Raw genomic sequence first — 25766 nt, forward strand, 5'->3', positions numbered from 1 at the left:
ACGGCGCCGGACGATCCCGCGGCGTGGGAGGGGGCGTTCCGCCTCAACTTCGCCCTGCGCTTCGCGTTCTGAGCTTTCGCCTCGGCATGGCCGGCCGCGAGGCCGGCGAACGGCGGAGCCCGGCCGAAAACCCGCCGATGATCGGTCCGAAACGCCCCGTCCCGCGTTTCGCCTGCGCGGGCCGGCCGCGATCCCGTTCCCGGTGGCCTGCGATGCGGCGCCCGGCCTGCGCCGCGCGGCCGGGCCCGTCGCGATGCGGCGCCGACGAAGCGACATCCGGGGCGGACGAGTGGAGCCGAGACATGGGTGCGGAGACAGGCGACGTCACGACGAGCATGGAGGACATACTCGGGACCGTGACCCGGGAGGGCATCGGCCCGGATGGGTTCGGTCCCGCCGCGGCCACCGCCCTGTGGCGTGGCCTCGATGCCCGGGATTGCAGGAACCAGGTCGAACGATGCCGGGCCTGGATCCGCCTGCAGGATCGAACCAAGACGATACGCCCTGGTGTGACTTCGGCGGACTACATGCATTCCGTCGAGAGATTCTACAATCACCACATCTTGAAGGGCGCATTCCTGGCGGCGGCCTTCCTCGAAGGCGTGGCCGTCAAGCGATGCGGACCGGATGCGCGCTTCAACCTGCGCATCAACCGTCACCGCAACGTCCTGTGACGCAAGCCCCGATGCCCGGCCGCGCGCCGCGCAGACCTCCGGCCCGCCCGATCGCGCGAGCCGTCGATGCCGCCGGCGGGGACCCGCGGCCGACCCTCGGGCCGGCGGCCTCCGGCGCATGCCGCCCGGGCACGACGCTGACTCTGGCACGACGCCGTCGACGCGCGCCCGATCGCTCCCGCGTCCCCGCGCTGCGCGGAGAACCGGCTCCTACCGCGGGCGCCCCGGATCCGGCGCGCCGTCCGGCGCCACGCGGCGCCGAAAGGGGGTTGCGCGGCCAGGGGTGGAAAGCTAATACCCGCGAACCCCTTCGGGGGCGTCGGAGCGTAGCGCAGCCCGGTTAGCGCACTAGTCTGGGGGACTAGGGGTCGGAGGTTCGAATCCTCTCGCTCCGACCATTAAAGCCTTCATAACCTGAGCGACTTACTCCGGGCGGCCTTGGGGCCGCCCTCGTCGTGTCCGGGCTCTGGGGTTGAACGGCGGGGACTGATCCCCCGGCCCGCGCCTCGGCCGCAGGTGCTTGGCCCTGCGTCTCCATGAGGGCGAGCCTCGCCCCCGTCCTCGCGCGGTGCGCCTTCGCCACCTCGTGGTGCCCCGCGGACCGATCGGGATCCCGCCGTGCCCGCCAGACGGCGAGCCGGGCGTACAGGTACCGGACATGCAGGGAGGCGAAGGGAGAGACGATCACGAACGGGAGTCCCGTTCCGGCTTCGTCCCCTCATCGCGCATCACCACCGTTGCCGCCCAGACAGGGTGCGAGAGGGCCGCATCGGCGGCCGGCCGAGCGCCCATGAAGCGGTCGCGCACGCTCTCGCTGCGGTCGAGCATGTCCACGCCGGTCTCGCTGCCGGCAGCCTTCACAACCCTCACCGACTCGTCCTTGCTCTCGCACATCATGGCTCTTGCACATGATGCCTTGGGCGAGGCGCGATCCGACGAGGCAGGTGCGCGCCTGGTTGGCCGCTCCTCGCGCGGGGGGAAGCAGGCGAGGATTGAAGGTCCACGCCTCGAACTCGGTGGCTGCGGGCTCCGGCTCGTCGAAGTCCGGCTCCATCATCGCTTTCGTGCTGCGCGGCCTTCGAAGCCGCAGGCGTCGTGTTCATCGAGGAGAACGGCGGCGGGCCCGGCAACCGCCTCCGCACAGCCAGGAGCCCTGACATGCGCCGGCTCGGCAGCGCCGCACTCCGCACCGGGCTGGCCATCACGGCAACGGCCGCCCGGGTCTCAGTCGCTGCCGCCCACCCGGCATCGGCAGGGAGCAATCCACCGGGATCGTACCGCAAGTCGTAGTCTCTGACGTTCTTGCAACTTAGAGCGCATCGTATCCCGATCGGGTTAGGCCTCGCTGTACTCAACCTGACCGAATTGCACGCTCAAGGTGCAAGGCTATGCTGACGCAATGAGTAGCAGCATTGCAAACCAGCATCGCGCCCGCGCGCACGAGCGCCGGGACACGATGATCCTGGCGGTGCTCCGGCTCGATACCGGGGACGAGATCCCCGTCGTCGTCCGCGACGTGTCCGCTGGAGGAGCCAAGATTGCCGTCTCTCACAGGCATCGTCTCCCGACCTGCTTCGAACTGGTGTTCAAGACCACGGGGCGGTCCATGCGCGTGCGCCTCGCCTGGCAGCGGGGGAATTTCGCCGGCGTGTCCATCCACGGTGTCAGAGGTGAGCTGACAGGCGTGAGGATCTCCTAGCGACTACAGAGACGCGTTCAGGCATCACGCCGGCTCACAGTGTTGAGCAGCCCCAAGTCCGGCTTCATCGATCGAGGACTCGACATCGCAACTGAAGCGCGTAAGCTTGGCCACGATGCGCACGATCCTCTTCGCCCTGGCCCTGGTGGCTCCCAGTCTCGCGCTCGCCCAGGGCGAACCACCCATCCAGGGCCCGCAGGATGCGGCCTGCCGCGATGAGGCGCGTGACCGGGTCTTCGGCGCGCCGAACCCGAAGGGTCTCTCGCTCTACAACCTCGGCGTCGAACTCTACCAGGAGTGCATGCGGCGCGCTCAGGCGCCCGCCAACGGGAGCCGGTCCCGGCGCCGGCAGAGTTCCTGACCGGCAGCCGGGGAGCCGCGACCGGTCGCGGCTCCCCGGCTGACCCGCTCTCCCGCATCCACGCCGCGAGCGCCGGCACGAGGCCGCCCGCCTTCCGGGTGGTCGGGTGGAGCGTGCCGGAGCCGGATCGGACGAGGCGGGCACCGGCCCGGTCGCCGCCTGCACGATCCGCAGGCTCGGGGGACGTGGCGAGACCAGCCTCGGTTGCGGGCGGATCGCCGCCGTTCGCCGGACTTGCGCCTGGACTTGCGCTTCCCGAGAGATCGGGTGCGGGAGAAGCTTCGAATGTGTCGCCCGGCACGGCCGCGCCGCAAGTGGCGTGATAAACCGTGGATCCTCCAAGTCTATTGATGCTAGGGGGCACGACATGCGCTACTGGGGGCAGAATATCATCATCGATGGCCGCTGGATCATAAATTCCGCCGATTCCAAGGACAACTCCTCGGCCCAGAACCCCGATGCCGACAAGTTCGAGAGCGACATACAGGACCTGTTTCGCGTGCTGGCCGCCAACGACGTTGCCAGCGTGATCATCAGCGGGTTCTCGAAGGGCGGCTTCAATCTGACGGTGCGTCCGCTCTCCCGCGCAGCGGGGGGGAAAGCTCAATCCGCGCCGGTCATCGACTCCGACGCCGCGGAAACCGATTTCGGCGCTCCCGCCGCTGCGGGCCGCGGCACCTCGGTCAATATCTGGATCAACGCACAAAGCATGCTCGTCGGCGATCATCAGTACCGATCAAAAGACACGCTGTTTCATGAATGTGTCCATGCCCTGCGGCAGATGCGAGGCCGCTGGAGGGCGACTCCGATGTCGGGGTGGGATAACAAAGAAGAATTCTACGCGACGATGGTTGCGAACATATACGCTTCCAACGACGGGCGAAACAAGGACATGAGAGCCGATCACCGCAAGAAATTCACGCAACTGACTGAGAGTGACCAGAGTTTCCGCAGCAAATATAACATGGAGATCTTGGATTTTCGGTACACGATGTCGGACATCTACGACGGCATCGCGAAGAACAAGCGAGGGTGGAATCCGCTCAGGGTGTTCGAGAGCACTTTTTGGAACCGCTAGTCCGCAGGTTTCCATGAGACGCCGAGGGCCGATCGCGAGGGCGCATCGCGAGCCTCCGCCCTCGGGTGCGATCGAGCCCGCGTCACCGTACCCGGAGGCGCGGACGCGGTCGCATCGCCTCTCCTGACCGAACGAGCCTTGCGCGACCGGGTCGCTCTGCGTGCATTCCCCCGTTCGCGCGGGATCCGATCAGGTCGCGTCGTGTCCGCCGAGCCCCGTCGCGCCGGCTCCTCACGACGGGGGCTTGGCGTCGCGCCCGGGACCGTGCCGCGGGCGCGGGGCGGGGGACCTCGGGTCCTGCCCGAAGACCGACAGCCAGGTCTTCATCAGGCGGTCCGGCGAGAACCGGTCCAACTCCACCAGCATCCGCCTCTCCATCCGGGCCGCGATGGCGGCGTGCAGGGGCTGCAGGTCGGGCTGCCCCAGGAGCACGCGCGCCTCCTCGGGGGTGCAGTCGATGGTGGCCGTCACGTGCATCGCGGGATCCTCCTCTGCCTGAGGAATGCGGACCGGGCTCGAACGATCCGTCGCCCGCGGCCGCGCCGCGAGCCGCCGCGCGAGGGACCGCCGGAGGCGCGCCGCGGGCGGGCGGCACTCCCCGTGCGGGGCGGCCGGGCCTTCAGGGCGCCGGCGGGGCGCCGGCCGCGAGGGCGTGCAGGCGCGCGGCGGTGGCGGCGTCGGCGGGGAAGAAGGATTCGAGCGCGAGCTCCGACAGGGTGATGTCGACCGGCGTGCCGAACACCGTGGTGGTCGACAAGAGGGAGAGGGGCCCGGCCGGGGTGACGAGCTCGAGGGGCACGACGATGCCGCCCCCGTCGCGGCCCGGTGCCGCGGGCGCCGGGCCGGCGGGGGCCGGGTAGGCGGCGAGCTCCTGCATCAGCCGCGACAGGACCGGGTCGCCGCTCGCCGCGATCTGGTGGCGCAGCCGGTCGAGGAGGTGGCCGCGCCACTCGGCGAGGTTCGCGATCCGGGGCGCCAGCCCGCCGGGATGCAGGCTGAGCCGCAGCACGTTCACCGGGGCGGCGAGCAGCGCCGCCTCGATCCCCGCGATCAGGGCCGCGGCCGCGCCGTTGGCGGCGACCAGGGTCCAGTGCCGGTCGATGGCGAGCGCCGGGAAGGGCGCGTGGGCCGCGAGGATCCGGTCGACGGCCTGCCGGGCCGGCGCCAGCGCCGGGTCGTCGAGGGCGCGCTCGGGGAAGACCGGGGCGTAGCCGGCGGCGAGCAGCAGGGCGTTGCGCTCGCGCAGCGGCATGCCGAGGCGCTCGGCGAGGTGCAGCAGCATGGCGCGGCTCGGCCGGGCGCGCCCGCTCTCCAGGAAGCTCAGGTGGCGCTGCGAGATCTCGGCCTCCAGGGCGAGGTCGAGCTGGCTCAGGTGCCGGCGCCGGCGCCACTCGCGCAGGGTAGCGCCCGGCGCCGCGGCGGGCTTCACGATCATCGCGGGCCCTCCTCGGGGGCGCCCGCCGGCCACCGGCGCCGGCGTCAGGGGGAGGCCGGGACCCGGTCGAGGAAGCCGGTCACGCGGGCGAGGCGCCCGGCCTCCAGGGTCGCGAAGTCCGTCCCCTCCACGAGGCCCTCGCCGCCCTCGGGGCCGAGCGCCCAGGTGAAGCGCAGGTGGTCGCCGTGGCCGTCCGGCCGCCCGGTCAGGCGGAAGCGCATCCCGGGGAAGCGCGACTGCACGGCGGCCACGAGCCCGTCGATCTGCGCGTGGCCCGTGCCCGCCATCAGCGGGTCGGCGTAGGTGCCGGTCTCCGTCCAGGCGGCCGCGAGCAGGGCGCGGCGGCGGGCCGGGTCGGTCTCGTTCCAGATCGCGATGTAGCGCTCGGCATGGGTCGCGGCGTCGGACATGGCGGGTCTCCGGTTGCGGGTCCGCCCGGATCGGCCCGGGCGAGGCGGAGGATGGGCCGGCCGGGCGGGGCCGTCGATTACCTCGCGGGTCATCGTACCGCCCGCGCCCGCAGCGGCGCCGCGCCCGCAGCGGCCCCGCGCCCGGGCCGGCGGGAGCCCGGGATCACTCGGCCACGATCACGCGGTTCGGCAACTCGTCGGGGTCGTCCGGCCCCGGCGGGGCCGCCGCCGCCAGGATCGCGCCGACCGCCTCCACGGCCCCCACGAGCCCGTCCGCCAGGGCGTCGCGGCGGAGCGCCGCGACGAGCCCGGTCACGGCGGCCTGCCAGGCCTGCGGCGGCGCCCCGACCCCGACATCCGCCACGACGTCGGCGTAGCGCTCGGCCAGAGCCACGTAGATCAGCACCCCGGTGCGGCCCCGGGTCCGGCTCAGGCCCCGGGCCCGGAACTCCCGCGCCGCGGCGGCCCGGGCCCGGGCCCGGCGCAGGGGCCGCGGCACCAGGGCGAGCGGGTTCAGCGCGCCGAGGCCGAGGAGCAGTGCCAGGGCGGCGGCGAGCTGGAGGAGGAAGATCCGGCTCGCGGGCAGGCCCGTGAGGGCGATCAGCGGCCAGGGCACCAGCAGGGCGCCGACGAGGCAAAGGGCGAGGGGGACGCTGCGGTAGGCGCCGGCGCGGGCGGCCACCATCACGACGATCTCGCCCGCGGTCCGCGTCTCGGCGGCGGCGATGGCCGCCGCGATGCGCGCGCGCTCGTCCGGGCTCGGCAGGGCGGGCATCATCGGGTCCCCCTTCACCAATCCCCCGACGCGCCGCCGCCCCCGGACGAGCCGCCCCCGCCCGAGAAGCCGCCGCCTCCGGAGAAGCCGCCCCCGCCCGGGAAGCCGCCCCCCGAGAAGCCGCCCGGCGGGCCCGGCAGGACGATCCAGCCGCCGCCCGGGCGGCGATGGGGCCGGCCCGCCCCCCGGGCCCCGGCGAGGAAGCGCGCGAGGACGAGGCCGATCACCACGATGAGGATCAGCGCCAGGACGGGATCGAGGCCGCCCGTGGCGTCGTCGCGCACCTCGGCCCGGCGCTGCCACTCGGCGGCGTCGCCCGACAGGATGCCCAGCACCCCGTCGACCCCGGCCGCGATGCCGCCGGCGAAATCCCCGGCCTTGAACTTCGGCGCGACGGCGCTGGCGATGATCACCCGGGAGAGCGCGTCGGTCAGGGCGCCCTCGAGGCCGTAGCCGACCTCGATCCGCACCTTGCGCTCGCTCGGCGCCACCAGGAGGAGCACGCCGTTGTTCCGCGCCTTCTGCCCGAGGCCCCAGGCGCGCAGGAGGCGGTTGGCGTAATCCTCGACGGAGAGGCCCCCGAGCGACGGCACGGTGGCGACCACGACCTGGTCGGTGGTGCGGTCCTCGTGCGCCTTCAGCCTGGCCTCCAGGCCGGCGCGCTCCTCCGGCCGCAGGAGCCCGGCGGCATCGACCACCCGGCCGGTCAGGGCGGGCGCGCCGGGCGGCGCGTCCGTCTGCTGCGCGAAGACCGCGCCCGCGCCGAAGACCGCGCCGGCGCCGAAGACCGCGCCCGCGCTTGTGAGCGCGCCCGCCCACAGGGCGAGGACGAGCGCCAGCCGCAGGCCCGCGCACGGAGCCGCCCGGCGATGCGGCGCGCGGCGGGGGGCCGCGAGGGCCATCGGCCCGCCGCTCAGAACTTCACGGGCGGCGGGCGGGCGGCGTCCGGGGTGGCGGAGAACGCCTCCATCGGCTTGGCCTCCGGGTAGAGCGTCGCGGCGATCCAGCGGCCCGGGATGGTGCGCAGCTCGGTGTTGTAGGACTGCACGGCCTGGATGTAGTCGCGGCGGGCCACCGCGATGCGGTTCTCGGTGCCCTCGAGCTGGGATTGCAGCGCCAGGAAGTTGGCGTTGGACTTCAGGTCCGGGTAGCGCTCGACGGTGACGAGCAGCCGCCCGAGGGCCCCGGAGAGCTGGTTCTGGGCGTCCTGGAACTCGCGGAACTTCTGCGGGTCCGAGACCGTGGAGGCGTCGACCCGGACGGAGCTCGCCCGGGCGCGGGCCTCGGTGACCTGGGTCAGCACCTCGCGCTCCTGCTGGGCGTAGCCCTTCACGGTCTCGACGAGGTTGGGGATCAGGTCGGCCCGGCGCTGGTACTGGTTCTGCACCTCGCCCCAGCGCGACTTCGCGGTCTCCTCCAGGGTCGGCACCCGGTTGACGGCGTCGCAGGCCGAGAGGCCGGTGGCGAGCGCCAGCGCCAGGACGACGAGCCGCAGGCGGCCGAGCAGGGGTGGGGACATGGGGCGACGGGCTCCTTGCCGAAGGCGCCCGGGTGCCGGGCGCCCGGAACGGCTGCGCCCGGGGGAGATAAGGCGGGCGGCCGCGCCGGACCAGCGCCCCGGGGCCGCCGCGCCCCCGTGGGCGGGGGCACGGGGCGCGCCCGCCGCGCCCCCGGGGGGCCGCCCTCAGGCGGCCCGGATCGCCTCCAGGAACAGGTCGACCTGCCGCTTGACCACCTGCGACTGGGCCGAGAGGTCCCGGGCCGATTGCAGCACCTGGCTGGCCGCGCTGCCGGTCTCGCTCGCCGACACGGTGACCTGCCCGATGTTGCGCGAGACCTCCTGGGTGCCCCGCGCCGCCTCGCCGACGCTGCGGGAGATCTCGTTCGTGGTCGCGGTCTGCTCCACCACGGTCGAGGCGATCACCCCGGTGATCGCGTTCACCGACACGATGGTCTGGCCGATCTGGCGGATCGCCGCGATGGCGCTGCCCGACGCCGTCTGGATCGCCGCGATCTGGCTCGCGATCTCGTCCGTCGCCCGGGTGGTCTGGCTCGCCAGCTCCTTGACCTCGGCGGCGACGACCGCGAAGCCGCGGCCGGCCTCGCCGGCCCGCGCCGCCTCGATGGTGGCGTTCAGCGCCAGCAGGTTCGTCTGGCTCGCGATGGCCGAGATCATCGTCACGGCGGTGCCGATCTGGTCGGCGGCCCTGGCGAGGTTGGCCACCGAGGCGCCGGTCGCCTCCGCCTCGCGCTGGGCGAGGCCGGCGACCTCGTTCGAGCGCATGACCTGGCGCTCGATCTCCTGAAGCGAGACCACCATCTCCTCGGTCGCCGAGGCCACGGTCTGCACGTTGGTGGCGGTCTCCTCCGAGGCCGCGCTCACCGCGACGGCGCGGTGGTTGGTGGCCTGCGCCACGCCCGTCATGGCGTGCGCGGTGGCGTCGAGCTCGGTCGCGGCGGCCGTCACGATCTCGAGGGCACCGCCGATGTCGGCCTCGAAGGAGCGCACCAGCCGGTCGACCGCCGCGACGCGCCGGTCGCGGGCCGATTGCTCCTCGATTTGGAGCGCCTCCATCTCCTGGCGCCGGAGGGCGTTCTCGCGGAACACGTCGACGGCCTTGGCCATGTCGCCCATCTCGTCGACCGCCTCGCGGGAGGGCACCTGCACCGCGAGGTCTCCGTCCGCGAGCCGGGTCATGGCCCCGGTCATGCCGCGGATCGGCGCGAGGATGCCCCGCGCGATCAGGGCGGCGAAGCCGATGCCGAGCGCGATGGCGAGGGCGGCGAGGCCCATGAGCAGGGCCTGCACCGTCGCGGCCGTGGCGGCGGTGGCCGCGGCCAGCTCCTGCACCGACGCCTCGAGCGAGGCCCGGGCGGTCTGGCCCGCCTTCTCGATCGCGGCGAATTTCGGCTGGAAGCCCTTCTCGAACAACTCGGCACTGCCGAGCATCGCCTTCGCGGTCGCCTCGAAATTGGCCTTGTAGGCGGCCAGCGCATCGCGCACCGCGCCCGTCGCCCGGACGTAGGCGCCGCGCCCGTCGAGGTCGGCGAGGGCCTTCAGGGCGGCCTCGGCCGCCCGGGTGTTGGTCTGGAAGGTCGCCGGGCCGGCGGCGTCCTGCACGGCGAGGAAGCGCCAGTTCGAGACGCGCACGAGGAGCATCGCGCTCTCGACCGCGGCGGCCCGGGCGATCTCGCTGTCGCTGCCCGTGGCGCGGATCTCGGCCAGGAGCGCGTTGGTCGCCTTCGTCAGGGCCTCGCCGCCGGTGAAGAGCTTGCCCCGGCTGTCCCGGTTCGTCGCGCCGAGCTGGCCGAGCTGCGCGATGTCGGCCTTCATCGCCGCCGTCTTCTCGCTGATCAGGACGTAGTAGACCTTCCTCTCCTCCGAGGTCGTGGTCTGCGCGAGGCTGCCGCTCGCCTCCTCGATCCGCGCCGCCACCGCCTGCATCGCCTTCAGGTTCTCGGGATCGAGGGAGGTGCGGAACTGCACGGCCTGCCCCGACAGGAGCTGGGTCTCGCCGTTGATGGTGAAGAGCCGGAGGGCGATCTTCTCGAGCGCCGCGCGCTTCTCGTAGCTGTCGCTGAGCGTGCCGGTGCCGTAGACCGCGAAGCCCCCGAGACCGGCCGACAGCGCGACCAAGATACCAAAGCCGCCGTAGAGGCGGGTGCGAATGCCTGTTTTCACGGATGCGCTCTCCAACTCGCGGCGATGTCTAACGGTTCTTGGTTATCCCTGGGTTAATCGCGGCAAATAATGGTCAAACCCTGGGTGAGGCGGGTCGGGACCCTGCCGTTGCGGCCCGCCTTGGCGGGGGCTCGGCCGCGGGCTCGCCCCGACGGACGCCGCGCCGCGCGCGGCCGGCCGGCGCGGCGTCGGCCGTATGCCCCAGGGGAGGGGGCCCGGCCGCGCGAGGAACCCCGCCGCTCCGGGCGCCGCCGGGCATGTCGATCCGGGAACCGATCAGGATCACCCTGGTTGACTGGCCAGATCACGTCACGTCTTCGAGGAGATCACCATGAAGACCATGCTTGCGGGCGCCATCCTGGCCGCCACCGTCATCAGTGCCGTTCCGGCCTCGGCCCAGATCGTCGACATCGGCCCGGGCGGCCCCAGCATCGATCTGCGCTCCCGCGGCCAGCGCGAGCGCGACTACCAGCGCGCCGAGATGCGCCGCGACCGCGACTTCGACCGCCGCCCGATGTACCGCGAGGAGCGCTACCGCGAGGACCGGGGCTACGGCCGCCGCCGCGACTACGGCTACTGAGCCGCGCAAGGCGGGCCGCGCCCGCCCCGGCCGGCGCGCCGCCGGATCCCGCCTCCGCGGACGGGCGCTCCCCGGTGCCGCGGCGGGGGTTTCCTGAGGGACGACGATCCGCCGTCGGCATTGCGGCGAGGGCCGGGGCGACCCGGCCCTCGCCGCGTCTCGGCCCGAGCCCGCGCGACGGGACCCTGGCGGATCGGGGGAGCGGGCGCTAAGGCGGTTCCCGATGGGACGGGGACCGATTCGAGACGCGCGCATGGCGGACGGAGCTGTCGCGGCCGGGGACGTTGAGGCCGGGGATGTTGTGGCCGGGGACTCGGGGCCGGTCTCGGCCGCCTCCGCGTGGCGTGAGGCGCGCAACGTCGCCGCGCGGGCACGGCTCGCCCGGGTCCTGCCGGCGGTGTTCCCGGCGCCGGTGCTGCGGCACGCCCTGTCGCGGCCCCTGGTGCCGCCGACGCCGCGCCTCGCCGTCGAGAGCTACTGGCGCACCCACGTGCTGCGGGCCGACCATCTGGCGCGGACGCTCGCCGCCCGGTCGGGTCCGCCCGAGGGCTGGACCTGGCGCCTCGGCGGGGTGCCGGCCGAGGCGCCGGAGGGGCTCGCCCTGAGCTTCCGCGCGCCGCCCAGCCCCTACCGCGAGGCCGCGCACGCCCGCGGGCGCGGCGCCTGCTGCGTCTGCGGGCAGCCGGTCTACCGCTTCGGCTGGCACCGGGACCTCTGGGGCGCCGGGAGCCCGAACCGCAACGCCTCCTGGCACGCCGCCTGCGTGGCGGCCTGGAAGCTCTGGAACGCCCCCGCCGACCACGTCAAGCTGCTCAAGAAGCGCCAGCGCCACCGCTGCGCCCAGTCCGGCAAGCGCCTGCTGCGCACGGCCGAGGTCGACCACCGGGTGCCGCTCTACCGGGTCTGGCGCGAGCACCGCGCCGCCCCCTGGCCCGTGCTCCTGGGCTACTGGGGCCTGCCCAACCTCCAAGTCGTCAACCGCACGATCCACGCCGACAAGTGCGCGGCGGAGGCCGGCGAGCGCGCCTCCGCCCGCCGCCAGATCACCGGCGAGCCGGGCTGAGGCGGGTCCCGGCCGCTCAGCGCGGGACGAGGTGGAGCCCGTCGTCGGGCAGCAGGTTGCGGGCGGGGCCGCCCGTCTGCTGGCCGCCGCCCTGCTGGTAGTAGGGCAGCTCGGGGCGCCTGTCGTTGTCGCCGCCCGAATCGTACTGCCAGGGCTGCGACCAGGGCGCGCGGCCGCCGAGCGAGCCGGTGGCGTCGATCTCCCGCGGGGCGCGGGGAGGGGCGCCCTGGGCCGCCGCCGCGAGGGGGGCCGCGAGGGCCGCGGCGAGCAGGGTGGTCCGGAAGAGGTGTCTCATCGGTTCCTCGAGGGGGGAAGGCCGGGGCGGCACGGCGCGCCACGCCCCTCGGCCCCCGGTGGCGTCGCCTCGTCCGGCGGCGCGCCGCAGGCCGCCGGGCGCCGGCCGGGGTCGGTTCCTCAACGGCCAAGCCGGCCCCGCCGTTCCGTCGCGGCGCCCCCGGGATCCGCCCCGGTGCCGCCCGCGTCCTGCATGACGACGAAACACTTGCCGGGCGGTTACGCAATCGGCCTGCAACGCGCGCCGGCTAGGACTGCGCTCCTGACGACGGCCGGAACGGCCGCGCAACGACGGCCGCAACGGCCGCGGGACAACGGCCGGAACGGCCGCGAAGGGGAGCGCACACCATGATCCAGACCGCCCGGCACCCGATCGTCCGGCTCACCGTGGCCGGCCTCCTCCTGACCGCCTCGGTCGCGGCCGCCGAGGGGTTCCGCGGGGCGCCCGCCGCGGGCCCGACGTCGCCCGCCTCCGGCCTCGCCGGGTCGGCCAAGCCCTACGCCGACCGGGTGCCGCCGACGGCCTTCGCGCCGGATTCCCGCGACCTCGTCCTCGTCACCCTGGAGGACCTGCTGTTCGATCCCGCCGCCCTGGCCGAGGCGGGCGCGCCCGCCCGGCAGGCGCGCCGTGGCCGGCGGGATTGCGGGACCCGGCCCGACGGGGACGCGCGCTGCGTCGCGGGCCTCCTCCCCGGGACGGTCCCCGGCGTCGAGCCGGCCCCCGGGCCCGGGACCGTGGAGGAGCGCCCGGCCCCCGGCGTCTCCCGCCTGGTGCGGGCGCCGGGCAAGTTCGCCGAGGCCGCGCCGCTGCGGACCCTGCGCTGATGCCCCGGCGCGACACCCTCCTGATCGCGGCGTGCTTCGTCGCCGGTCTCGGCCTCGCGGTCCTGGTCCAGCCCCTGATCTGAGCCGCCCGTGGCCCTCAGGCCCGGGGCGGCCCGGGGACGGCCCGCAGCCTGGCGAAGCGCTTGAGCACCCGCTCGCGCCTCAGCCGCGACAGGCGCTCGATCCAGAAGATCCCGTCGAGCTGGTCGATCTCGTGCTGGAGGCAGGCCGCCAGGAAGCCCGACGCCTCGGCCTCGTGCGCGCTCCCGTCGAGGGCCCGGTAGCGCACCCGCACCCGCGCCGGGCGCACCATCTCCTCGTCGACGCCCGGCATCGCGACGCTGCCCTCGCGGTGGCGCGCCGTCTCCGGCGAGGCCCAGGCCAGCTCCGGGTTGACGTAGGTCGCGGCCGGAAGGTCCGGCCCGGCCCGGATGACCGTCAGCCGCGCCGGGACGCCGAGATGGGGCCCGGTGAGGCCGAGCGCCGCGACCGCCCGCAGCGTGTCGAGGAGGTCGTCCGCGAGGGCCCGCAGGCCCGCGTCGAAGGCCAGGACGGGCGGTGCCGGCGTCCGCAGGCGCGGGTCGGGGTAGCGCAGGAGGGGGCGGGCGGCCACGGGCGTCAGCGGGTGCGCCAGTCCGACGGCCAGAGGCCGGCGCGCTCGACGCCGACGACCAGCACCACCACGGCGAGCGTCACGGCGAGCACCACCAGGATGTTGCGGCCCGGCACGCCGCGGGCGACGAGGATCAGCACCAGGAGCAGCGAGACGACCGAGACGACGAGGTCCATGGCAGCAGGGCCCGCGGCAGGAGAGGGATCAGGAGCCCCGCAGGTCGGCCGGCGGGGCGAGGTCGAGGTCGGGCGCGCGCCGGCGGCGCAGGCCCGGCAGGCCGGAGAGCGCCTGCCGGAGCCGGGTGCGGAGCGGCTCGCGGCCGCTGCGGGCGAGGTCGCGGCCGCAGCGCAGCGCGCTCGCGCGGTCGAACTGGAACGCCATCTCGGTGCCCTCCGCGATCTTCAGAGCGAGGGCCGGCACCTCCGGCGCGACGCGGCCCGCGATCCAGCCGAGGACCGGGAAGAAGCAGTTCTCGACCGTGGTCCCGGCCGGCACCGCCTGGCCGGGATCGGCCGCGACCGAGGCGGTGGCCAGGAGCGAGAGGCCGAGCTCGGTCGCCTCGGCCGGCGTCAGCCGGACCGGGTAGTCCCGGGCGCCGAAGGCCACCACGAGGTCGAGCGCCCCCGGCCCGGCGGTCAGCACCGAGAAGCGCACGTCGCCGCGCGGAGCGGCATCGGAAGAAGCCATGCGGGCCCGCCTCGCCAAGGCCCGGCGCACCCGCTCTCCGCGCTAGAGCCGGGGCGGCGCGGGCGCACCTGTCCGTCCCGGCGGGCCGAGCGGCCCGCCGCGGGATCGGCCCAGGAGTATCCCGGACGCTTCTCCGCGGGCAAGCGCCGGTTGCGGGAGGCCGCCCCGCATCCTCAGCGTGCGGCAACGCCGGCCTCCGCGGCCCGCCGGTCCGCCTCCCTGCCGGGGCGCCCGACGCCGACCTTGAGGCCCTGGCGCAGGAGCTGGAGGTGGTCGGTGGCGATCCGGGCGCCGGCTTTGAGCCCGCTCAGGATCGCGGTGCGCTCCCCGAAGGATTCGCCGGTCTCGACGGGGGTCATCGTGACCGCGCCGTCGGGGCCGACCGCCCAGACGATGCGCTGGTCGAGCTGCGCCGCGAGCGCGATGGTGGGCACGAGCAGCCGCTCCTCGGTTCCGACCTGGACGCGGGTGCGCACGAACTCGCCCGGCAGGTAGCGCTCGTCGGCGTTGGGCAGCCAGGCCCGCACCAGCCGGCGGGCGGTGCGGGGATCGAAGCGGTTGTCGAGCCGGTAGATCGTGGCCTTGCGCTCGGCCGCCTTGCGGGCGTCGAGCACCGCGACGGCGGCGTGGTCGGCCTTGAGGGCCGCGCGCACCGCCTCCGAATCCTCGGCCGAGAGCGCGACCTGCACCTCGATCGGGTCGACCTGGACCACGCTGACGAGCTGGGTGGCGTTCTCGTTGACGAGGTCGCCGACGTTGACGTCGGAGAGGCTGGCGCGGCCGTCGAAGGGCGCGGAGATCACCGCGTACTCGAGGTTGAGGTTCTGGCGCGCGATGGCGGCCTCGGCCTCCTGCACCCGGCTGCGGGCGACCGCCCGGTTGCTCTCGAGCTGCTGGAAGCGCTGCTCGGAGGCGTAGCCCTTGTCGGCCAGCGGCTGGGTGCGCTCGACCTCCGCGTCCGCGAAGGAGAGCTGCGCCACGGCCTGCTCGCGCTGCGCCTGCGCGGTCCGGAGCGCGACCTCGAACGGCCGGGGGTCGATGCGAAACAGCACCTGGCCCTTCCTGACGTGCCCGCCGGGCTCGAACGGCCGCTCCATCACGACGCCGGTGACCCGGGGCTGGAGGGCGGCGTCCTTGGGCGAGATCACCACGCCCGTGTACGAGAAGGCGATCGGCACGGTCTCGGTCCTGGCCTCGGCGACCGCGACGTCGAACGCGGGCTCCTCCGGCTGCTCGCGCGGCTTGGCCTGCGGCCCGGCGAGCAGGCGGGCGACGGGGCCGGGCAGGGCGGCCGCGGCGCCCCGCGGCAGCGGCCGGCCCGCGGCGAGCCAGATCCCGGCGCCGGCCGCGACCAGCGCGAGGCCGATCAGGCCGTAGCGAAACCATGGACGCACAGTCGCTCTCCTCGTGGCGCAGGCTGTTGCGGGACGCCCGGGCGCGGAATGCCCCCCCGGGCGCGGGATGCCCCCCGGGCGCAGGGTGCCCCCCGGGCGCGCGATGCCCCCCGGGCCGGCCTCGCGGCCGGCCGGTCTCCCGCAGGGGAACTCGCTCGTCCGGGCTTGCGTTGCACCGCAGCCGTCGCATTCCCGCCCCGATCGCGCGAGGGCGATCTCAGGGACAGGGATGTTCGCCACCTTCGTCGACAGGCCCGTCCTGGCGGGCGTGATCTCGGTGCTCATCACCCTGATCGGGGCCGTCGCGGGCGTCGCCCTGCCGATCGCCCAGTTCCCCGAGATCGCGCCGCCGATCATCAACATCCAGGCGACCTACCCGGGCGCCACCGCCGAGCAGGCCTACGAGGCGATCGCGACCCCCCTCGAGCAGGAGATCAACGGCGCCCAGGACCTGATCTACATCAGCTCGACCAGCAACGCCGACGGCAGCGTCAACATGGACGCCACCTTCGAGGTCGGCTCCGACCTGAACGCCGCCGCCGCCGACGTGCTGACCCGGGCCCAGCGGGCCGAGGCCCGCCTGCCGCAGGCGGTGCGCGACCAGGGCCTCGAGATCACCAAGTCGTCGCGCCAGCGCCTCGGCAACGTCGTGCTCTTCAGCGACGGCAACGCCTACGACGAGCTGTTCCTGTCGAACTGGGCCGAGACCCAGGTGATCAAGCCCCTGCGCCGCGTCGCCGGGATGGGCCGCATCGTCAACTTCTCCAACCAGCGCTACGCGATGCGGGTCTGGCTCGACCCGGCCCGGATGGAATCCCTCGGCATCGGCCCGGGCCTGATCGTGCAGGCGGTGCAGCAGCAGAACGCCCAGATCACGGTGGGCTCCCTCGGGCGCGAGCCGGTGCGGGACGCGCCCGCCTTCGAGATCCAGATCGTCACCAAGGGCCGCCTCACGGAGGCGCGCGAGTTCGCCGACATCGTGATCCGGGCCAATCCGGACGGCTCGGTCGTGCGCGTGCGCGACGTCGGCCGCGTCGAGCTCGGCTCGGAGCAGTACGGCAGCCGCTCGACCTACGACAACAAGCCCGCCGCCTCGCTCGGGCTCTACCAGAACCCGGAGGCCAACGCGGTCGAGGTCATGAAGGGCGTGCGCGCCACGATGAAGGACCTCGCCAAGCGCTTCCCGCCCGGGCTCCAGTACAGGATCGCCCTCGACCGCACCGAGTTCGTCGAGGCCTCGATCCACGAGGTCTACAAGACCCTGCTCGAGGCGATCGTGCTGGTCGTCGCCGTCACCTACCTGTTCCTCCAGAGCTGGCGCGCGACGCTGATCCCGGCCATCGCCGTGCCGGTGGCGCTCGTCGGCACCTTCGGCCCGATGGCGGCGCTCGGCTTCTCGTTCAACACCCTGAGCCTGCTCGGGCTCGTGCTGGCGGTGGGCCTCGTGGTCGACGACGCCATCATCGTGGTGGAGAACACCGAGCGCCTGATGGGCGAGGGGCGCGCGCCCCGGGACGCCGCCCGCGAGGCGGTGAGCGAGGTCGCCGGGCCCGTCATCGCCACGACGCTGGTGCTCGCCGCCCTGTTCGTGCCGGTGGCCTTCATCCCGGGCCTCACGGGCCAGCTCTACAACCAGTTCGCCCTCACCATCGCGATCTCGGTGCTGATCTCGGCCGTGGTCTCCCTGACCCTGACGCCGGCGCTGTGCGGGCTGCTGCTGCGGCCGCACCCGGCGGGGGCCGACCGGCGCCGGTGGCGCGCGCCCCTGCGGGTCTTCAACGCGCTCCTCGGGCGCGGCACCGGCTTCGCCGTGGCCTCGGCCGCCCGGCTCTCGCGCCACCTCGTCGTCACGGGCCTCGTCTTCCTCGGGCTCGCCGGCCTGACGGCCTGGCTGGTGGCGGCGCGGCCGACCGCCTTCGTGCCGCAGGAGGACCAGGGCTACTTCTTCGCCGACATCGCCATGCCGAAGGGCGCCTCGGTGGCCCGCACCGCCGCGATGGTGCAGGAGGTCGGCCGGGCCGCGCTGGCGCAGCCGGCCGCCGCCGGGGCGATCGGGGTCGCCGGCCGCGGCATCCTGGCGGACGTGACGGCGCCGTTCTACGGCTTCCAGATCCCGACCCTGAAGCCCTGGGACGCCCGGGAGGACACGGTCCAGGACGTGGTCGCGCGCCTGCGCAGGCAGTTCCGGAACCACCCGGACGGCGTCCTGCGCATCGTCGACCCCTCGCCGCTGCCGGGCCTCGGCTCGCGGGGCGGCCTGACCCTCGAGCTGCAGGACCGCAGCGGCGAGGGCGGCCTCAGGCTCGCGAGGGCCGCCGACGCCTTCATCGCCGCCCTGAAGGGCCTGCCGGAGATCGGCGACGCCACCGCCACCACGAGCTACGGCGTGCCGCAGCTGCGCCTCGACATCGACCGGGCCAAGGCCGAGCAGCTCGGGGTCAGCCTCCAGGCGCTGTTCGACGCCCTCGGCACCTACGTGGGCTCGTCCTTCGTCAACCTCTTCAACCGCTTCGGCTTCGTCTACCAGGTCTACGTCCAGAGCGAGTCGGAGGGGCGGCGCACCCTCGAGGACCTGTCGCGCCTGACGGTGCCGAACAACCGCGGCGAGCCGGTGCAGATCGGCTCGCTCGTCACGCCCCGCTTCGTCAGCGGCCCGACCGCGGTCCTGTCCTACAACACCTACCCGGCGATCGAGATCGCCCTCGACACCGCCGAGACGGCGAGCTCGGGCTCGGCCCTCGCGGCGGTCGAGCGCCTCGCCGCCCGGGACCTGCCCGCCGACTACGCCGTCGAGTGGACCGAGGTCGCCTACCAGGAGAAGATCGCCGGCGGCTGGGCGCCGCTGATCTTCGGCCTCGGCGTCGTGATGATCGTGCTGCTGCTCGCCGGCCAGTACGAGAGCCTGCGGCTGCCGTTCGTGGTGATCCTCGCCACGCCGCTGGCGATCCTCGGCGCCGTCGGCGCCCTGGCGCTGCGGAACCTGCCCCTCGACATCTTCGGGCAGATCGGCCTGCTGCTCCTCGTCGGCCTCGCCGCCAAGAACGCGATCCTGCTCGTCTCCTTCGCGCGCGACCTGCGGGAGCGGGGGGAGGACGCCCTCCAGGCGGCGCAGGACGCTCTCCGCCTGCGCCTGCGCCCGATCCTGATGACGTCCTTCGCCTTCATCCTCGGCTCGGTGCCCCTCGCGGTCGCCACGGGCGCCAGCGCCAACGCCCGGATCTCCATCGGCACCGTGGTGATCGGCGGCCTCCTGGTGGCGACGCTGCTGACGCTGTTCGTCACGCCGGTCTTCTACGTCGCGGCCGAGCGTCTGGTGCCGGCGCGCCGGCGCCGGGAGCCGGGGGGCGCGGCCGGCGGCGCGGGGGGCGCGGCCCAGCCGGCCGAGTAGGGCGCGTCCCGGGCGGCGGGGGAGCGCCCCGGCGTCGCCTCGGCGGCCCGGCGCCGGCCGGGCTCAGGGCGCCTCGCACGAGAAGGCCCGCCGCAGGGCCACCCGCCCGCCCGGCGTCACCGCCACGGCCCGGCCCTCGCCCCGGCGCACCCAGCCCTGGCCGAGGCAGGTCCGCAGCAGGGCCGCCCCGAGGACGCCCGCGATGTGGGGCCGGCGCTCGCTCCAGTCGAGGCAGGGCCGGCAGAACACCCGCCGGCCGCGGCGTCCCTCCCCGGCGTCGAGGTCGACCCCGAGGCCGCCCAGGAACGCCGCGCCCGCCGCCGTGAGCGCGCCGCCGTCCGACTCGAGCTCGATCTGCCCGCGCGCCACCATGCTGTCGGCCATCCCGACGGCGAGGCGGCCCGCGAGGTGGTCGTAGCAGGTCCGGGCCTCGCGCAGCGCCGCGTCCCGGGGACCGAGCCGCACCGGCCGCGCCCCTGGCGCCCCCGCGCCCCCGGCCGCCACCGCCATGATCTCCTCCAGCATCCGCGCCACGGCCGGCGAGGCGAGGCGGTGGTAGCGGTGCCGCCCCTGGCGCTCCACCGTCAGCAGGCCCGCCGCGGTGAGCTGCGCGAGGTGCCCGCTCGCCGTCTGGGGCGCGATGCCGGCGCCGCGGGCGAGCTCGGCCGCACTCCGCGCCCGGCCGTCCATCAGGATCGCCATCATGCCGGCGCGGGCCGGGTCGCCCACGAGGGCGGCCGTGCGGGCGAGGGCGGATGTCGTGAGCATGGCGGAGTCCTCCCGGGGTCGAGAGCCCGCACCCTACGCCAGGCCCCGCCCCGACGCTTCGGCCGCCCCCGAAGCATGGGCCGGCGCCGGCCGGGCAGGGTGGCGGTCCCTGCCCGGGAGCCCGCGACGCCGTGCGCCTGACCCTCCGCCCCGCTCCCGCCTTCCGGATCGGCCCCCCGGGGCTCCGCCCGTGCAGCCCGGCTCCTGCCGCCGCCGGGCGGGCCGGCGGCGAGGGCGTGCGGGCGCGGCTCCTGCGCCACCGGCGTGACCGCGCGCCCGCCCGCGCCCGGCGCCGCCTCTGATCCGCCGTGATCCGGCCGCCCCCGCGGCGAGACCCCTCTGGGCCTCGCGGCGAGACCCCTCTGGGCCTTGCGGCGCGGCCCCTCGCGGGCCGCCGCGGCGGCCTTGCGCCGCGGGGCGCATCGCCGCGCGAGTGTCTCCCTTTTGCACCACGCGCCGCCGCTCGCGCGGTTCAGGGCCCCTCGGCGGCCCGCCCGCCGCATCCTCGCCCCGCCTTCGCCACATTCCGCCCGAAGCTTGGCCCTCAAGCGCGGCCTTAAGGCCGTCCCGTCCGATGCGCGAGAGGGGCTGCATGAAGCGGATCCGGAGCCTTCCCACCACCGCCGCCCTCGCGGTCCTGGCCACGGCGCCCCAGCTCGGCGGCTGCGGGCTGATGCCGGCCGGGCTCGACGCCACCGGGAGCATCGGCCAGAACGGCAAGCCGCTCGCCGCGGTGACCACGGCCGACCGGGATTGCCTCGCCCGCGCCATGTACTTCGAGTCGAACCGGTCGAGCGAGGAGGGGCTGCTCGCCGTCGGCACCGTGGTGATGAACCGCCTCGACGCGCCGGCCTACCCGAACTCGATCTGCGGCGTCGTCGGCCAGCCGCGGCAATTCGCGGCCGGCGTGCTCCACAAGCCGATGCGGGACAAGGAGCGCGAGAAGGCCGAGCGGGTGGCCGACGCGATCCTGTCGGGCGAGCGCCACGACGCGGTCGGCGACGCGAAGTTCTTCCACACCGCGGGCTACCGCTTCTCCTACCGCAACATGCACTACGTGGCGCTGGCGGGCGGCAACGCCTTCTACGAGAAGCGCCCCTGGCACGACCGCGAGGGCGTGACGCAGCGCGCCCCGGCCCAGTACGCCCGGCTCGCCCCCGCGCACGCCCCGGCGCGCCAGACGGCCCTGGCCGAGCTCGGACCCGCCCGCAACATCTGCCGCGTCGCCGCGGCGGAGACCGGCCGGGCGCCGGGCTGATCAGCGCAGGGCCGCGACGGCCCGGATCGCCGGGAGGCGCGCGGCCAGGAAGGCCGGCCGCCCCGGCTCGGGCGAGGCCGCGAGGGTGAGCCGGGTCGGCCCCTCCGCGAGCGGGGCGCGGGAGAACAGCGACGGCTCGGTCTCGATCACCGGCAGGGCCGCGGCCGGCGCGGCGGCGGGCGCGGCCGCCAGCTGGGTCGGGGCCGGGTGCCGGCGGGCCGGGATCACCACCACGTCGCGGCCGGCGAGCGCCAGGGCCTCCGGCCGGCTGACGTCGCCGAGGGACGCCCCCTGGCGCAGGAGCGCCGCGAAGGTGGCGTGCTGCCCGCCATCCGCGTAGGTTGTCCGCACCGCCTCGCGGCCCTGCGCCACCAGGGTGGCGATGCGGGCCTCCTCCTCGGCCCGGCGCGCCGCCGCCAGGGCCTCGAGGGCGGCGTCGGGATAGGGCGCGAACACGTAGCGCCCGCCCGCCACGCTCACGAGGGGCTCCCGGCCCGTGGCTTCGAAGCGGTCGGAGCCCTCCTTGAGCTGGCGCCAGAAGCCGATATGCGGGTCCGTGCGGTGGCGCGCCATGGCGAGCGCCGTCATCCGGAACGGGTAGGCCTGGAACGCGAACGCCGCCTGGCCGCCCGCGAACGCCTCGCGGGCGAGCGCGTAGATCTCGCCGACCTGCCGGTCGGTCATGGCGAAGCAGCCGGCCGACGAGCAGGTGCCGTGCACCATCAGGGCCGAGCCGGTGCCGCCGTGGGCCCGGTCGTAGGCGTTGGGATAGCCGACGTCGAAGGACAGGTAATAGGCCGAGTTCGGGTTCATCTGCCGCGGCGCGACCGTGTAGAACCCCTCCGGCACCTGGCGGTCGCCGGCGCGGGTCTTGGGCCCGAGCTGCCCCGACCAGCGGCAGATCGGGAAGGTCTTGACGAGGACGTAGCGGCCGCTGCCGGCCCGCTTCCAGACCTCGATCTCCGATTCCTGCTTGTAGGCGCGCAGCACGATCGGCGCGGCGGGCGTGGTGTCCCGGGCGGCCATCAGCGCCACGGTCGCGGCCGGGATCGGGGCGGCGTGCTTGGGCAGGCCCGCGGCCCCGGCCGCGCCCGGCAGCGCGGCCGCGAGCAGCGCCGCGGCGCACGCGATCCCCAGCTTCGACCGCACGCCCATCCGCCGCCCCCGGCCCGATCCTGCGCGGGGCCTCGCACGGCATTGTGGCGGATCTTGAGCGCGCCGCGCCGATGTGGGGGCAGGCGCGGTGCCCGGGGCGGGATCCGGGTCGGAGCGCGCGGCCTTGCCGGCCGCCGCCAGAGGGGGCAGGCTCGCCCCGTCGGCGACGCTCCCCCGGCGGCACCCACCACCGGCCGAGGCGATGGACATCCGGGTACGACCGGTCACGCTCGAGACGAGGCACGCGTTCGCGGCCCTGCTCGACGAGGCGGGCGCCTGGCAGCGCGCGCGGGGCGGTGAGGCCTGGGCCTCCCGGTTCGACGACGCCTGGATGCTGCCGCGCATCGCCCGCGGCGAGCTGTTCCTGGTCCATCTCGGGCCTGTGCCGGTCGCGACGTTCCACATCCTGTGGCACGATCGCCCGTGCTGGGGCGACCGGGAGGTCGGCGACAGCCTCTACCTGCACACCTTCGCGGTGCGGCGCGACAAGGCGGGCCTCGGCGTCGGGCGGGCCGCCATCGAAACCGTCGTCGGCCTGGGGCGCGAGCGGGGCAGGGACAAGGTCCGGCTCGACTGCTTCCTGTCGAGCGCACGGCTGATCGCCTACTACGCGCGCAACGGCTTCGCGTCGGTCGGAACCACGTCGGTGAACGGCAGGGCGCTGAACCTCATGGAGCGGATCATCTGAGGCGGGCCGGCGCGCGGCCCGGACGGCCGCGCCCCGCCCCCCGGGCGCGCGGCCCCGGCGCCGGACGCGGCGTTCCGTCGGTCCCCGGCGGCCGGGCCGGCCGCGGCGCGGGGCGGCCGGGCCCTCAGACGTAGCGGAAATCCGCCGCCCTCAGGTCGCTGCCGGTCACGCCGGTCAGGGTGATCGTCTGCCCGCCCGTGCCGGTCAGCACCGTGTTCGCTCCGGACTGGCTCAGGCCCGTGGCGAAGTCGTCGCCCGCGAAGAACCCGCCCTGCAGCTCCAGCACGTCGTGGGCCGAGCCCGTCCCGGCCACGAAGTCCTGCACGGTCTGGCTGCCGAACGCGCCCCGGAACACGAACGTGTCCACGGTGTCGGCGTGCCCCTCCAGCGTCTCGCCGGTGACGAAGCCCCGCACCCGGTAGGTGTTGTTGGCCAGGAGCGCCACCTGCTCGCGGATCAGCCCGTCGCTGCCGTATTCCTGCTGCACCGACTGGTAGGGCCCCGTCGTCGTGAAGGTGGTGATCGCCCGGGTCCCGTCGGTGCGCTGCTCGTCCGTCCTCAGCGGCGTCTGCCCGTCGGCGGCCAGGAAGGTCCTGGTGGTGCGGCCGCTGCCGTACAGCACGACCTCGTAGGCGGTGCCGTCCGCCCGCAGGTAGCTGCTCTGGGCGAGCCGGCCCGTGGCCGCGTCGTAGACGTCGTCGGAGGCGACGTAGTTCGGGTTGCCGGCGACCGGGGTGATGATCTCGCGCCGCCCGTCCGCGTAGGCGATGTCGGCCCGCAGCTGCGTGACGCCGTCGGCGGCCAGGAGGGACGTGACGGTGGCACCGGCGTTGAACAGCACGGTCTGGTAGGCCGTGCCGTCGGCGCGCTCGTAGCGCGACTGGACCACCTGGCCCGTCGTGCCGTAGCGGTTGCGCTCGAAGGCGACGTTCGGGTTGCCGGCGACGGGCGTGAGGATCTCGCGGCTGCCGTCGGTGAACTTCGTGTCGGTGCGGGTGAGCGTGGTGCCGTCGACGTCGTAGCTCCGCCGCACGGTCGAGACCGTGGGGGCGCCCCCGAAGGTCACGCTGAGGTAGAGCGTGCCGTCCGGGCGGTGGAACGACGCCATGCTGGTCCGGGCGGCCGCGTCGTAGGTGTTGATGGTCTGCCCGCCGGAGCGGTCGGGCGCCAGCGCGTAGAGGCCGCTCGGGCTCAGGCTGAAGGGCGCCCCGCCGGACGTGGTCAGGTCGTTGCCCGGGGCGAGGTCGAGGTTGAAGCCCCCGGTGCCGGACAGGCCCGTGGCCGTCACGGTGTAGACCTGCCCCGAGCCCGTGACGGCGCTCACCGTGCCGGTGACGCCGTTGTCCGAGATGATCCGGAAGTCGCCCGCATCGACCGTGCCGCTCACCGCCTGCGAGAACGTCACCGTGTAGCGGACGCCGGTGCCGTCGAGCACGCCGGCCGGCACCGCCGAGGCGGCGGCCTGGCTCGTGTCCACCGCCAGGGTGCCGGCCGGGTTGACGGCCGCGCCCGAGAGGTCGGCGGCGTTGCCGGCCGCGTCCGTGATGACGGCCCCGTTGAGGGCGACGCCCGTGATGGCGAGGTCGGCCGAGGACTGGCCGGCCTGGACGGTGTGGCGGAAGACCAGGCGGGTGGCGTCGGAGCGCTCCGGCACGAAGGCGGCGCTGCCGCCGTCGTCGAGGCCGAGGGCGAGGCCGCCCGCGCCGGAGAGGCTGACGGCCTCGCCCAGCGTGAGGGTGAGCAGCACGCTGTCGCCGAGCCGCAGGGTGCCGTTGTTGGGCCCGTAGGCGGCGCCGGTGACGGTCGGGGCCGTGGCGTCGCGGGTGAGCGGCAGGGACGCGGAGGCCGGACTGGTGCCGTTGGGCCCGGTCTGGGTCGCGACCAGGCGGTAGGCGCCGTCGGCGGCGAGCGCGACGGTGGCCGAGAAGGTGCCGGCGCCCGTGACGGTGGCGGAGCCGAGGCTGGCCTCGCCGCCGTCCTGGAGGCGGTTGCCGTTGCGGTCGTCGAACAGGGTGACGCTGGCGCCGGCCTGTCCGGTGCCCGTGACGGTGACGCTGCTCCGGTTGGTCAGGCGGTCGCCCGCGAGGCCGGTGTCGTCGGCGGGCGCGAGGGCGAGGCCCGTGGGGGCGGGGGTGCCGATCAGCAGGCTGACGCTCGCGAGGGCGTCGAGGCCGCCGTCGTAGGCCCGGTAGGCGAAGCTGTCGGTGCCGACGTAGCCGGCATCGGGCGTGTACGTGAAGGAGCCGTCGGCGGCGAGCGCCAGCGTGCCGTGCTCGGGGTCGCTCGCCAGGAGGGCGACGAGGGCGGAGGGCCCGTCGAGATCGCTGTCGTTGGCGAGCACGCCGGCGGCGGCCGCGACGGTGAGGACGCCGTCGCGGGCGGTGGCGTAGGAATCCGCCACCGCCGTCGGCGCGTCGTTGACCGGCACCACGGTGACGGCCGAGGCGATCGACAGGCCGGTGCTGTCCTGGCCGCCATTGGCGGTGCCGCCGCTGTCGCGCAGCTGCGTCAGCGTGACGGTGCGGGTGCCGGCGGTCGGGTTGTCGCGGTTGGTGTTCTGGTAGGTGAGCCCGTTGACGAGCGCGGCGACCTCCGCCGGGCTCGAGCCGGCGGAGGTCAGCGTCACGGTGGCCGTGCCGCCGGCCACCGCCACCGCGTAGGCCAGGCCCGTGCCGGTGGTGCCGCTCGCGCCGTTCGTCAGCGCGACCGCCCTGCCGCCGATGCCGAGGGTCTCGGCGGCGCCGTCGGCGAGGCCCGACACCGTGAGGGTCAGGCCCGTCAGGCTCTGCCCGGCCTCGACCGTGTCGGCGCTCGCGCTCCCGAACAGCAGCACGGCCGCGCCCTGGGCGCCCGCCCCGCTGCCCTCCGTGAAGGTCGGGCTCAGCCCCGTCGCGCTCAGCCGCGGCGGGTCGTTGACCGGCGTCACCGAGAGGGTCTTC

The 25766-nt window shown here is 74.9% G+C and carries 26 protein-coding genes and 1 tRNA gene; 11 read left to right on the forward strand and 16 right to left on the reverse strand.

Annotated elements, in window-relative coordinates:
- Positions 1–302: 302 nt before the first annotated feature.
- Entirely contained in the window at positions 303–674 is a 372-nt protein-coding gene (locus DT057_RS24025) for a hypothetical protein (RefSeq protein ID WP_128564629.1), read from the forward strand.
- 320 nt (positions 675–994) lie between these two features.
- Positions 995–1072: transfer RNA gene (locus DT057_RS24030), tRNA-Pro, on the forward strand.
- A 286-nt stretch (positions 1073–1358) separates the two neighbouring features.
- Here the strand turns inward: DT057_RS24030 and DT057_RS24035 are convergent.
- Complete coding sequence (locus tag DT057_RS24035; RefSeq protein ID WP_128564630.1) at positions 1359–1568, reverse strand: hypothetical protein; 210 nt, start codon at positions 1566–1568, stop codon at positions 1359–1361.
- A 505-nt stretch (positions 1569–2073) separates the two neighbouring features.
- Here DT057_RS24035 and DT057_RS24040 point away from each other — a divergent pair.
- From DT057_RS24040 to DT057_RS24050, 3 genes are all read left to right on the forward strand, one after another.
- Complete coding sequence (locus DT057_RS24040; RefSeq protein WP_128564631.1) at positions 2074–2373, forward strand: PilZ domain-containing protein; 300 nt, start codon at positions 2074–2076, stop codon at positions 2371–2373.
- A 115-nt stretch (positions 2374–2488) separates the two neighbouring features.
- A complete protein-coding gene (locus DT057_RS24045; protein WP_128564632.1) occupies positions 2489–2734 on the forward strand; it encodes a hypothetical protein in 246 nt (81 codons plus the stop codon).
- Positions 2735–3101: 367 nt separating this feature from the next.
- Positions 3102–3812: a M91 family zinc metallopeptidase gene (locus DT057_RS24050; RefSeq protein ID WP_128564633.1), complete on the forward strand. Its 711-nt coding sequence runs from the start codon at positions 3102–3104 to the stop codon at positions 3810–3812.
- 231 nt (positions 3813–4043) lie between these two features.
- Here the strand turns inward: DT057_RS24050 and DT057_RS24055 are convergent, their stop codons facing one another.
- The 7 genes from DT057_RS24055 to DT057_RS24085 all read right to left on the reverse strand — a co-directional run bounded on the left by DT057_RS24055 (position 4044) and on the right by DT057_RS24085 (position 10114).
- Positions 4044–4289: a DUF6489 family protein gene (locus tag DT057_RS24055; protein ID WP_128564634.1), complete on the reverse strand. Its 246-nt coding sequence runs from the start codon at positions 4287–4289 to the stop codon at positions 4044–4046.
- A gap of 142 nt (positions 4290–4431) precedes the next feature.
- Entirely contained in the window at positions 4432–5244 is an 813-nt protein-coding gene (locus tag DT057_RS24060; protein ID WP_128564651.1) for a helix-turn-helix domain-containing protein, read from the reverse strand.
- Positions 5245–5291: 47 nt separating this feature from the next.
- The gene (locus DT057_RS24065; protein WP_128564635.1) at positions 5292–5657 is read right to left on the reverse strand and encodes a nuclear transport factor 2 family protein; all 366 of its coding nucleotides are present in this window, start codon (positions 5655–5657) and stop codon (positions 5292–5294) included.
- 163 nt (positions 5658–5820) lie between these two features.
- Positions 5821–6435: a hypothetical protein gene (locus DT057_RS24070; protein WP_128564636.1), complete on the reverse strand. Its 615-nt coding sequence runs from the start codon at positions 6433–6435 to the stop codon at positions 5821–5823.
- A gap of 11 nt (positions 6436–6446) precedes the next feature.
- Positions 6447–7334 (reverse strand): TPM domain-containing protein, encoded by an 888-nt coding sequence (locus tag DT057_RS24075; RefSeq protein WP_128564637.1) that lies wholly within the window; start codon positions 7332–7334, stop codon positions 6447–6449.
- Positions 7335–7345: 11 nt separating this feature from the next.
- Positions 7346–7951 (reverse strand): LemA family protein, encoded by a 606-nt coding sequence (locus DT057_RS24080; protein ID WP_128564638.1) that lies wholly within the window; start codon positions 7949–7951, stop codon positions 7346–7348.
- A 165-nt stretch (positions 7952–8116) separates the two neighbouring features.
- Entirely contained in the window at positions 8117–10114 is a 1998-nt protein-coding gene (locus tag DT057_RS24085) for a HAMP domain-containing methyl-accepting chemotaxis protein (protein ID WP_128564639.1), read from the reverse strand.
- Between the two features lie 331 nt (positions 10115–10445).
- On the opposite strand from DT057_RS24085, the gene DT057_RS24090 reads away from it, so the two are divergent.
- Together DT057_RS24090 and DT057_RS24095 are read left to right on the forward strand one after the other, a co-directional pair.
- Positions 10446–10694 carry a hypothetical protein gene (locus DT057_RS24090; protein WP_128564640.1) on the forward strand — a complete coding sequence of 83 codons (249 nt, stop codon included), beginning with the start codon at positions 10446–10448 and terminating at the stop codon, positions 10692–10694.
- A 253-nt stretch (positions 10695–10947) separates the two neighbouring features.
- Positions 10948–11757, forward strand: a complete 810-nt coding sequence (locus DT057_RS24095; protein ID WP_238312928.1) for a hypothetical protein — start codon at positions 10948–10950, stop codon at positions 11755–11757.
- Between the two features lie 16 nt (positions 11758–11773).
- Here DT057_RS24095 and DT057_RS24100 read toward each other — a convergent pair whose 3' ends face one another.
- Entirely contained in the window at positions 11774–12052 is a 279-nt protein-coding gene (locus tag DT057_RS24100; RefSeq protein ID WP_128564641.1) for a hypothetical protein, read from the reverse strand.
- A gap of 347 nt (positions 12053–12399) precedes the next feature.
- Here DT057_RS24100 and DT057_RS24105 point away from each other — a divergent pair, with 347 nt between their 5' ends.
- Positions 12400–12876, forward strand: coding sequence for a hypothetical protein (locus DT057_RS24105; protein WP_128564642.1), 477 nt, complete (start codon positions 12400–12402; stop codon positions 12874–12876).
- Positions 12877–12973: 97 nt separating this feature from the next.
- On the opposite strand, the gene DT057_RS24110 is transcribed toward DT057_RS24105, so the two are convergent.
- The 4 genes from DT057_RS24110 to DT057_RS24120 form a co-directional block, all read right to left on the reverse strand.
- Positions 12974–13489, reverse strand: a complete 516-nt coding sequence (locus DT057_RS24110; protein ID WP_128564643.1) for a peptide deformylase — start codon at positions 13487–13489, stop codon at positions 12974–12976.
- 5 nt (positions 13490–13494) lie between these two features.
- Entirely contained in the window at positions 13495–13665 is a 171-nt protein-coding gene (locus DT057_RS36205; protein WP_203236361.1) for a hypothetical protein, read from the reverse strand.
- Between the two features lie 28 nt (positions 13666–13693).
- Positions 13694–14176: a hypothetical protein gene (locus DT057_RS24115; protein ID WP_128564644.1), complete on the reverse strand. Its 483-nt coding sequence runs from the start codon at positions 14174–14176 to the stop codon at positions 13694–13696.
- A 173-nt stretch (positions 14177–14349) separates the two neighbouring features.
- On the reverse strand, positions 14350–15570 hold the full coding sequence (locus DT057_RS24120; RefSeq protein ID WP_238312926.1) for an efflux RND transporter periplasmic adaptor subunit: 1221 nt from the start codon (positions 15568–15570) through the stop codon (positions 14350–14352).
- A 229-nt stretch (positions 15571–15799) separates the two neighbouring features.
- On the opposite strand from DT057_RS24120, the gene DT057_RS24125 reads away from it, so the two are divergent.
- Positions 15800–18958: an efflux RND transporter permease subunit gene (locus tag DT057_RS24125; protein ID WP_128564646.1), complete on the forward strand. Its 3159-nt coding sequence runs from the start codon at positions 15800–15802 to the stop codon at positions 18956–18958.
- A gap of 63 nt (positions 18959–19021) precedes the next feature.
- On the opposite strand, the gene DT057_RS24130 is transcribed toward DT057_RS24125, so the two are convergent.
- Complete coding sequence (locus DT057_RS24130) at positions 19022–19726, reverse strand: ArsR/SmtB family transcription factor (protein ID WP_128564647.1); 705 nt, start codon at positions 19724–19726, stop codon at positions 19022–19024.
- A 592-nt stretch (positions 19727–20318) separates the two neighbouring features.
- On the opposite strand from DT057_RS24130, the gene DT057_RS24135 reads away from it, so the two are divergent.
- Positions 20319–20984, forward strand: coding sequence for a cell wall hydrolase (locus DT057_RS24135; RefSeq protein WP_128564648.1), 666 nt, complete (start codon positions 20319–20321; stop codon positions 20982–20984).
- Here the strand turns inward: DT057_RS24135 and DT057_RS24140 are convergent, their stop codons facing one another.
- Positions 20985–22139 carry a L,D-transpeptidase family protein gene (locus DT057_RS24140; RefSeq protein WP_238312924.1) on the reverse strand — a complete coding sequence of 385 codons (1155 nt, stop codon included), beginning with the start codon at positions 22137–22139 and terminating at the stop codon, positions 20985–20987.
- A gap of 202 nt (positions 22140–22341) precedes the next feature.
- On the opposite strand from DT057_RS24140, the gene DT057_RS24145 reads away from it, so the two are divergent.
- Positions 22342–22827 (forward strand): GNAT family N-acetyltransferase, encoded by a 486-nt coding sequence (locus tag DT057_RS24145; protein ID WP_128564649.1) that lies wholly within the window; start codon positions 22342–22344, stop codon positions 22825–22827.
- Positions 22828–22951: 124 nt separating this feature from the next.
- Here the strand turns inward: DT057_RS24145 and DT057_RS24150 are convergent.
- A partial coding sequence (locus DT057_RS24150; protein ID WP_203236362.1) for an Ig-like domain-containing protein occupies positions 22952–25766 on the reverse strand: 2815 nt, incomplete at its 5' end.

The organism is Methylobacterium crusticola (genome assembly GCF_003574465.1).
GTDB classification, from domain to species: domain Bacteria; phylum Pseudomonadota; class Alphaproteobacteria; order Rhizobiales; family Beijerinckiaceae; genus Methylobacterium; species Methylobacterium crusticola.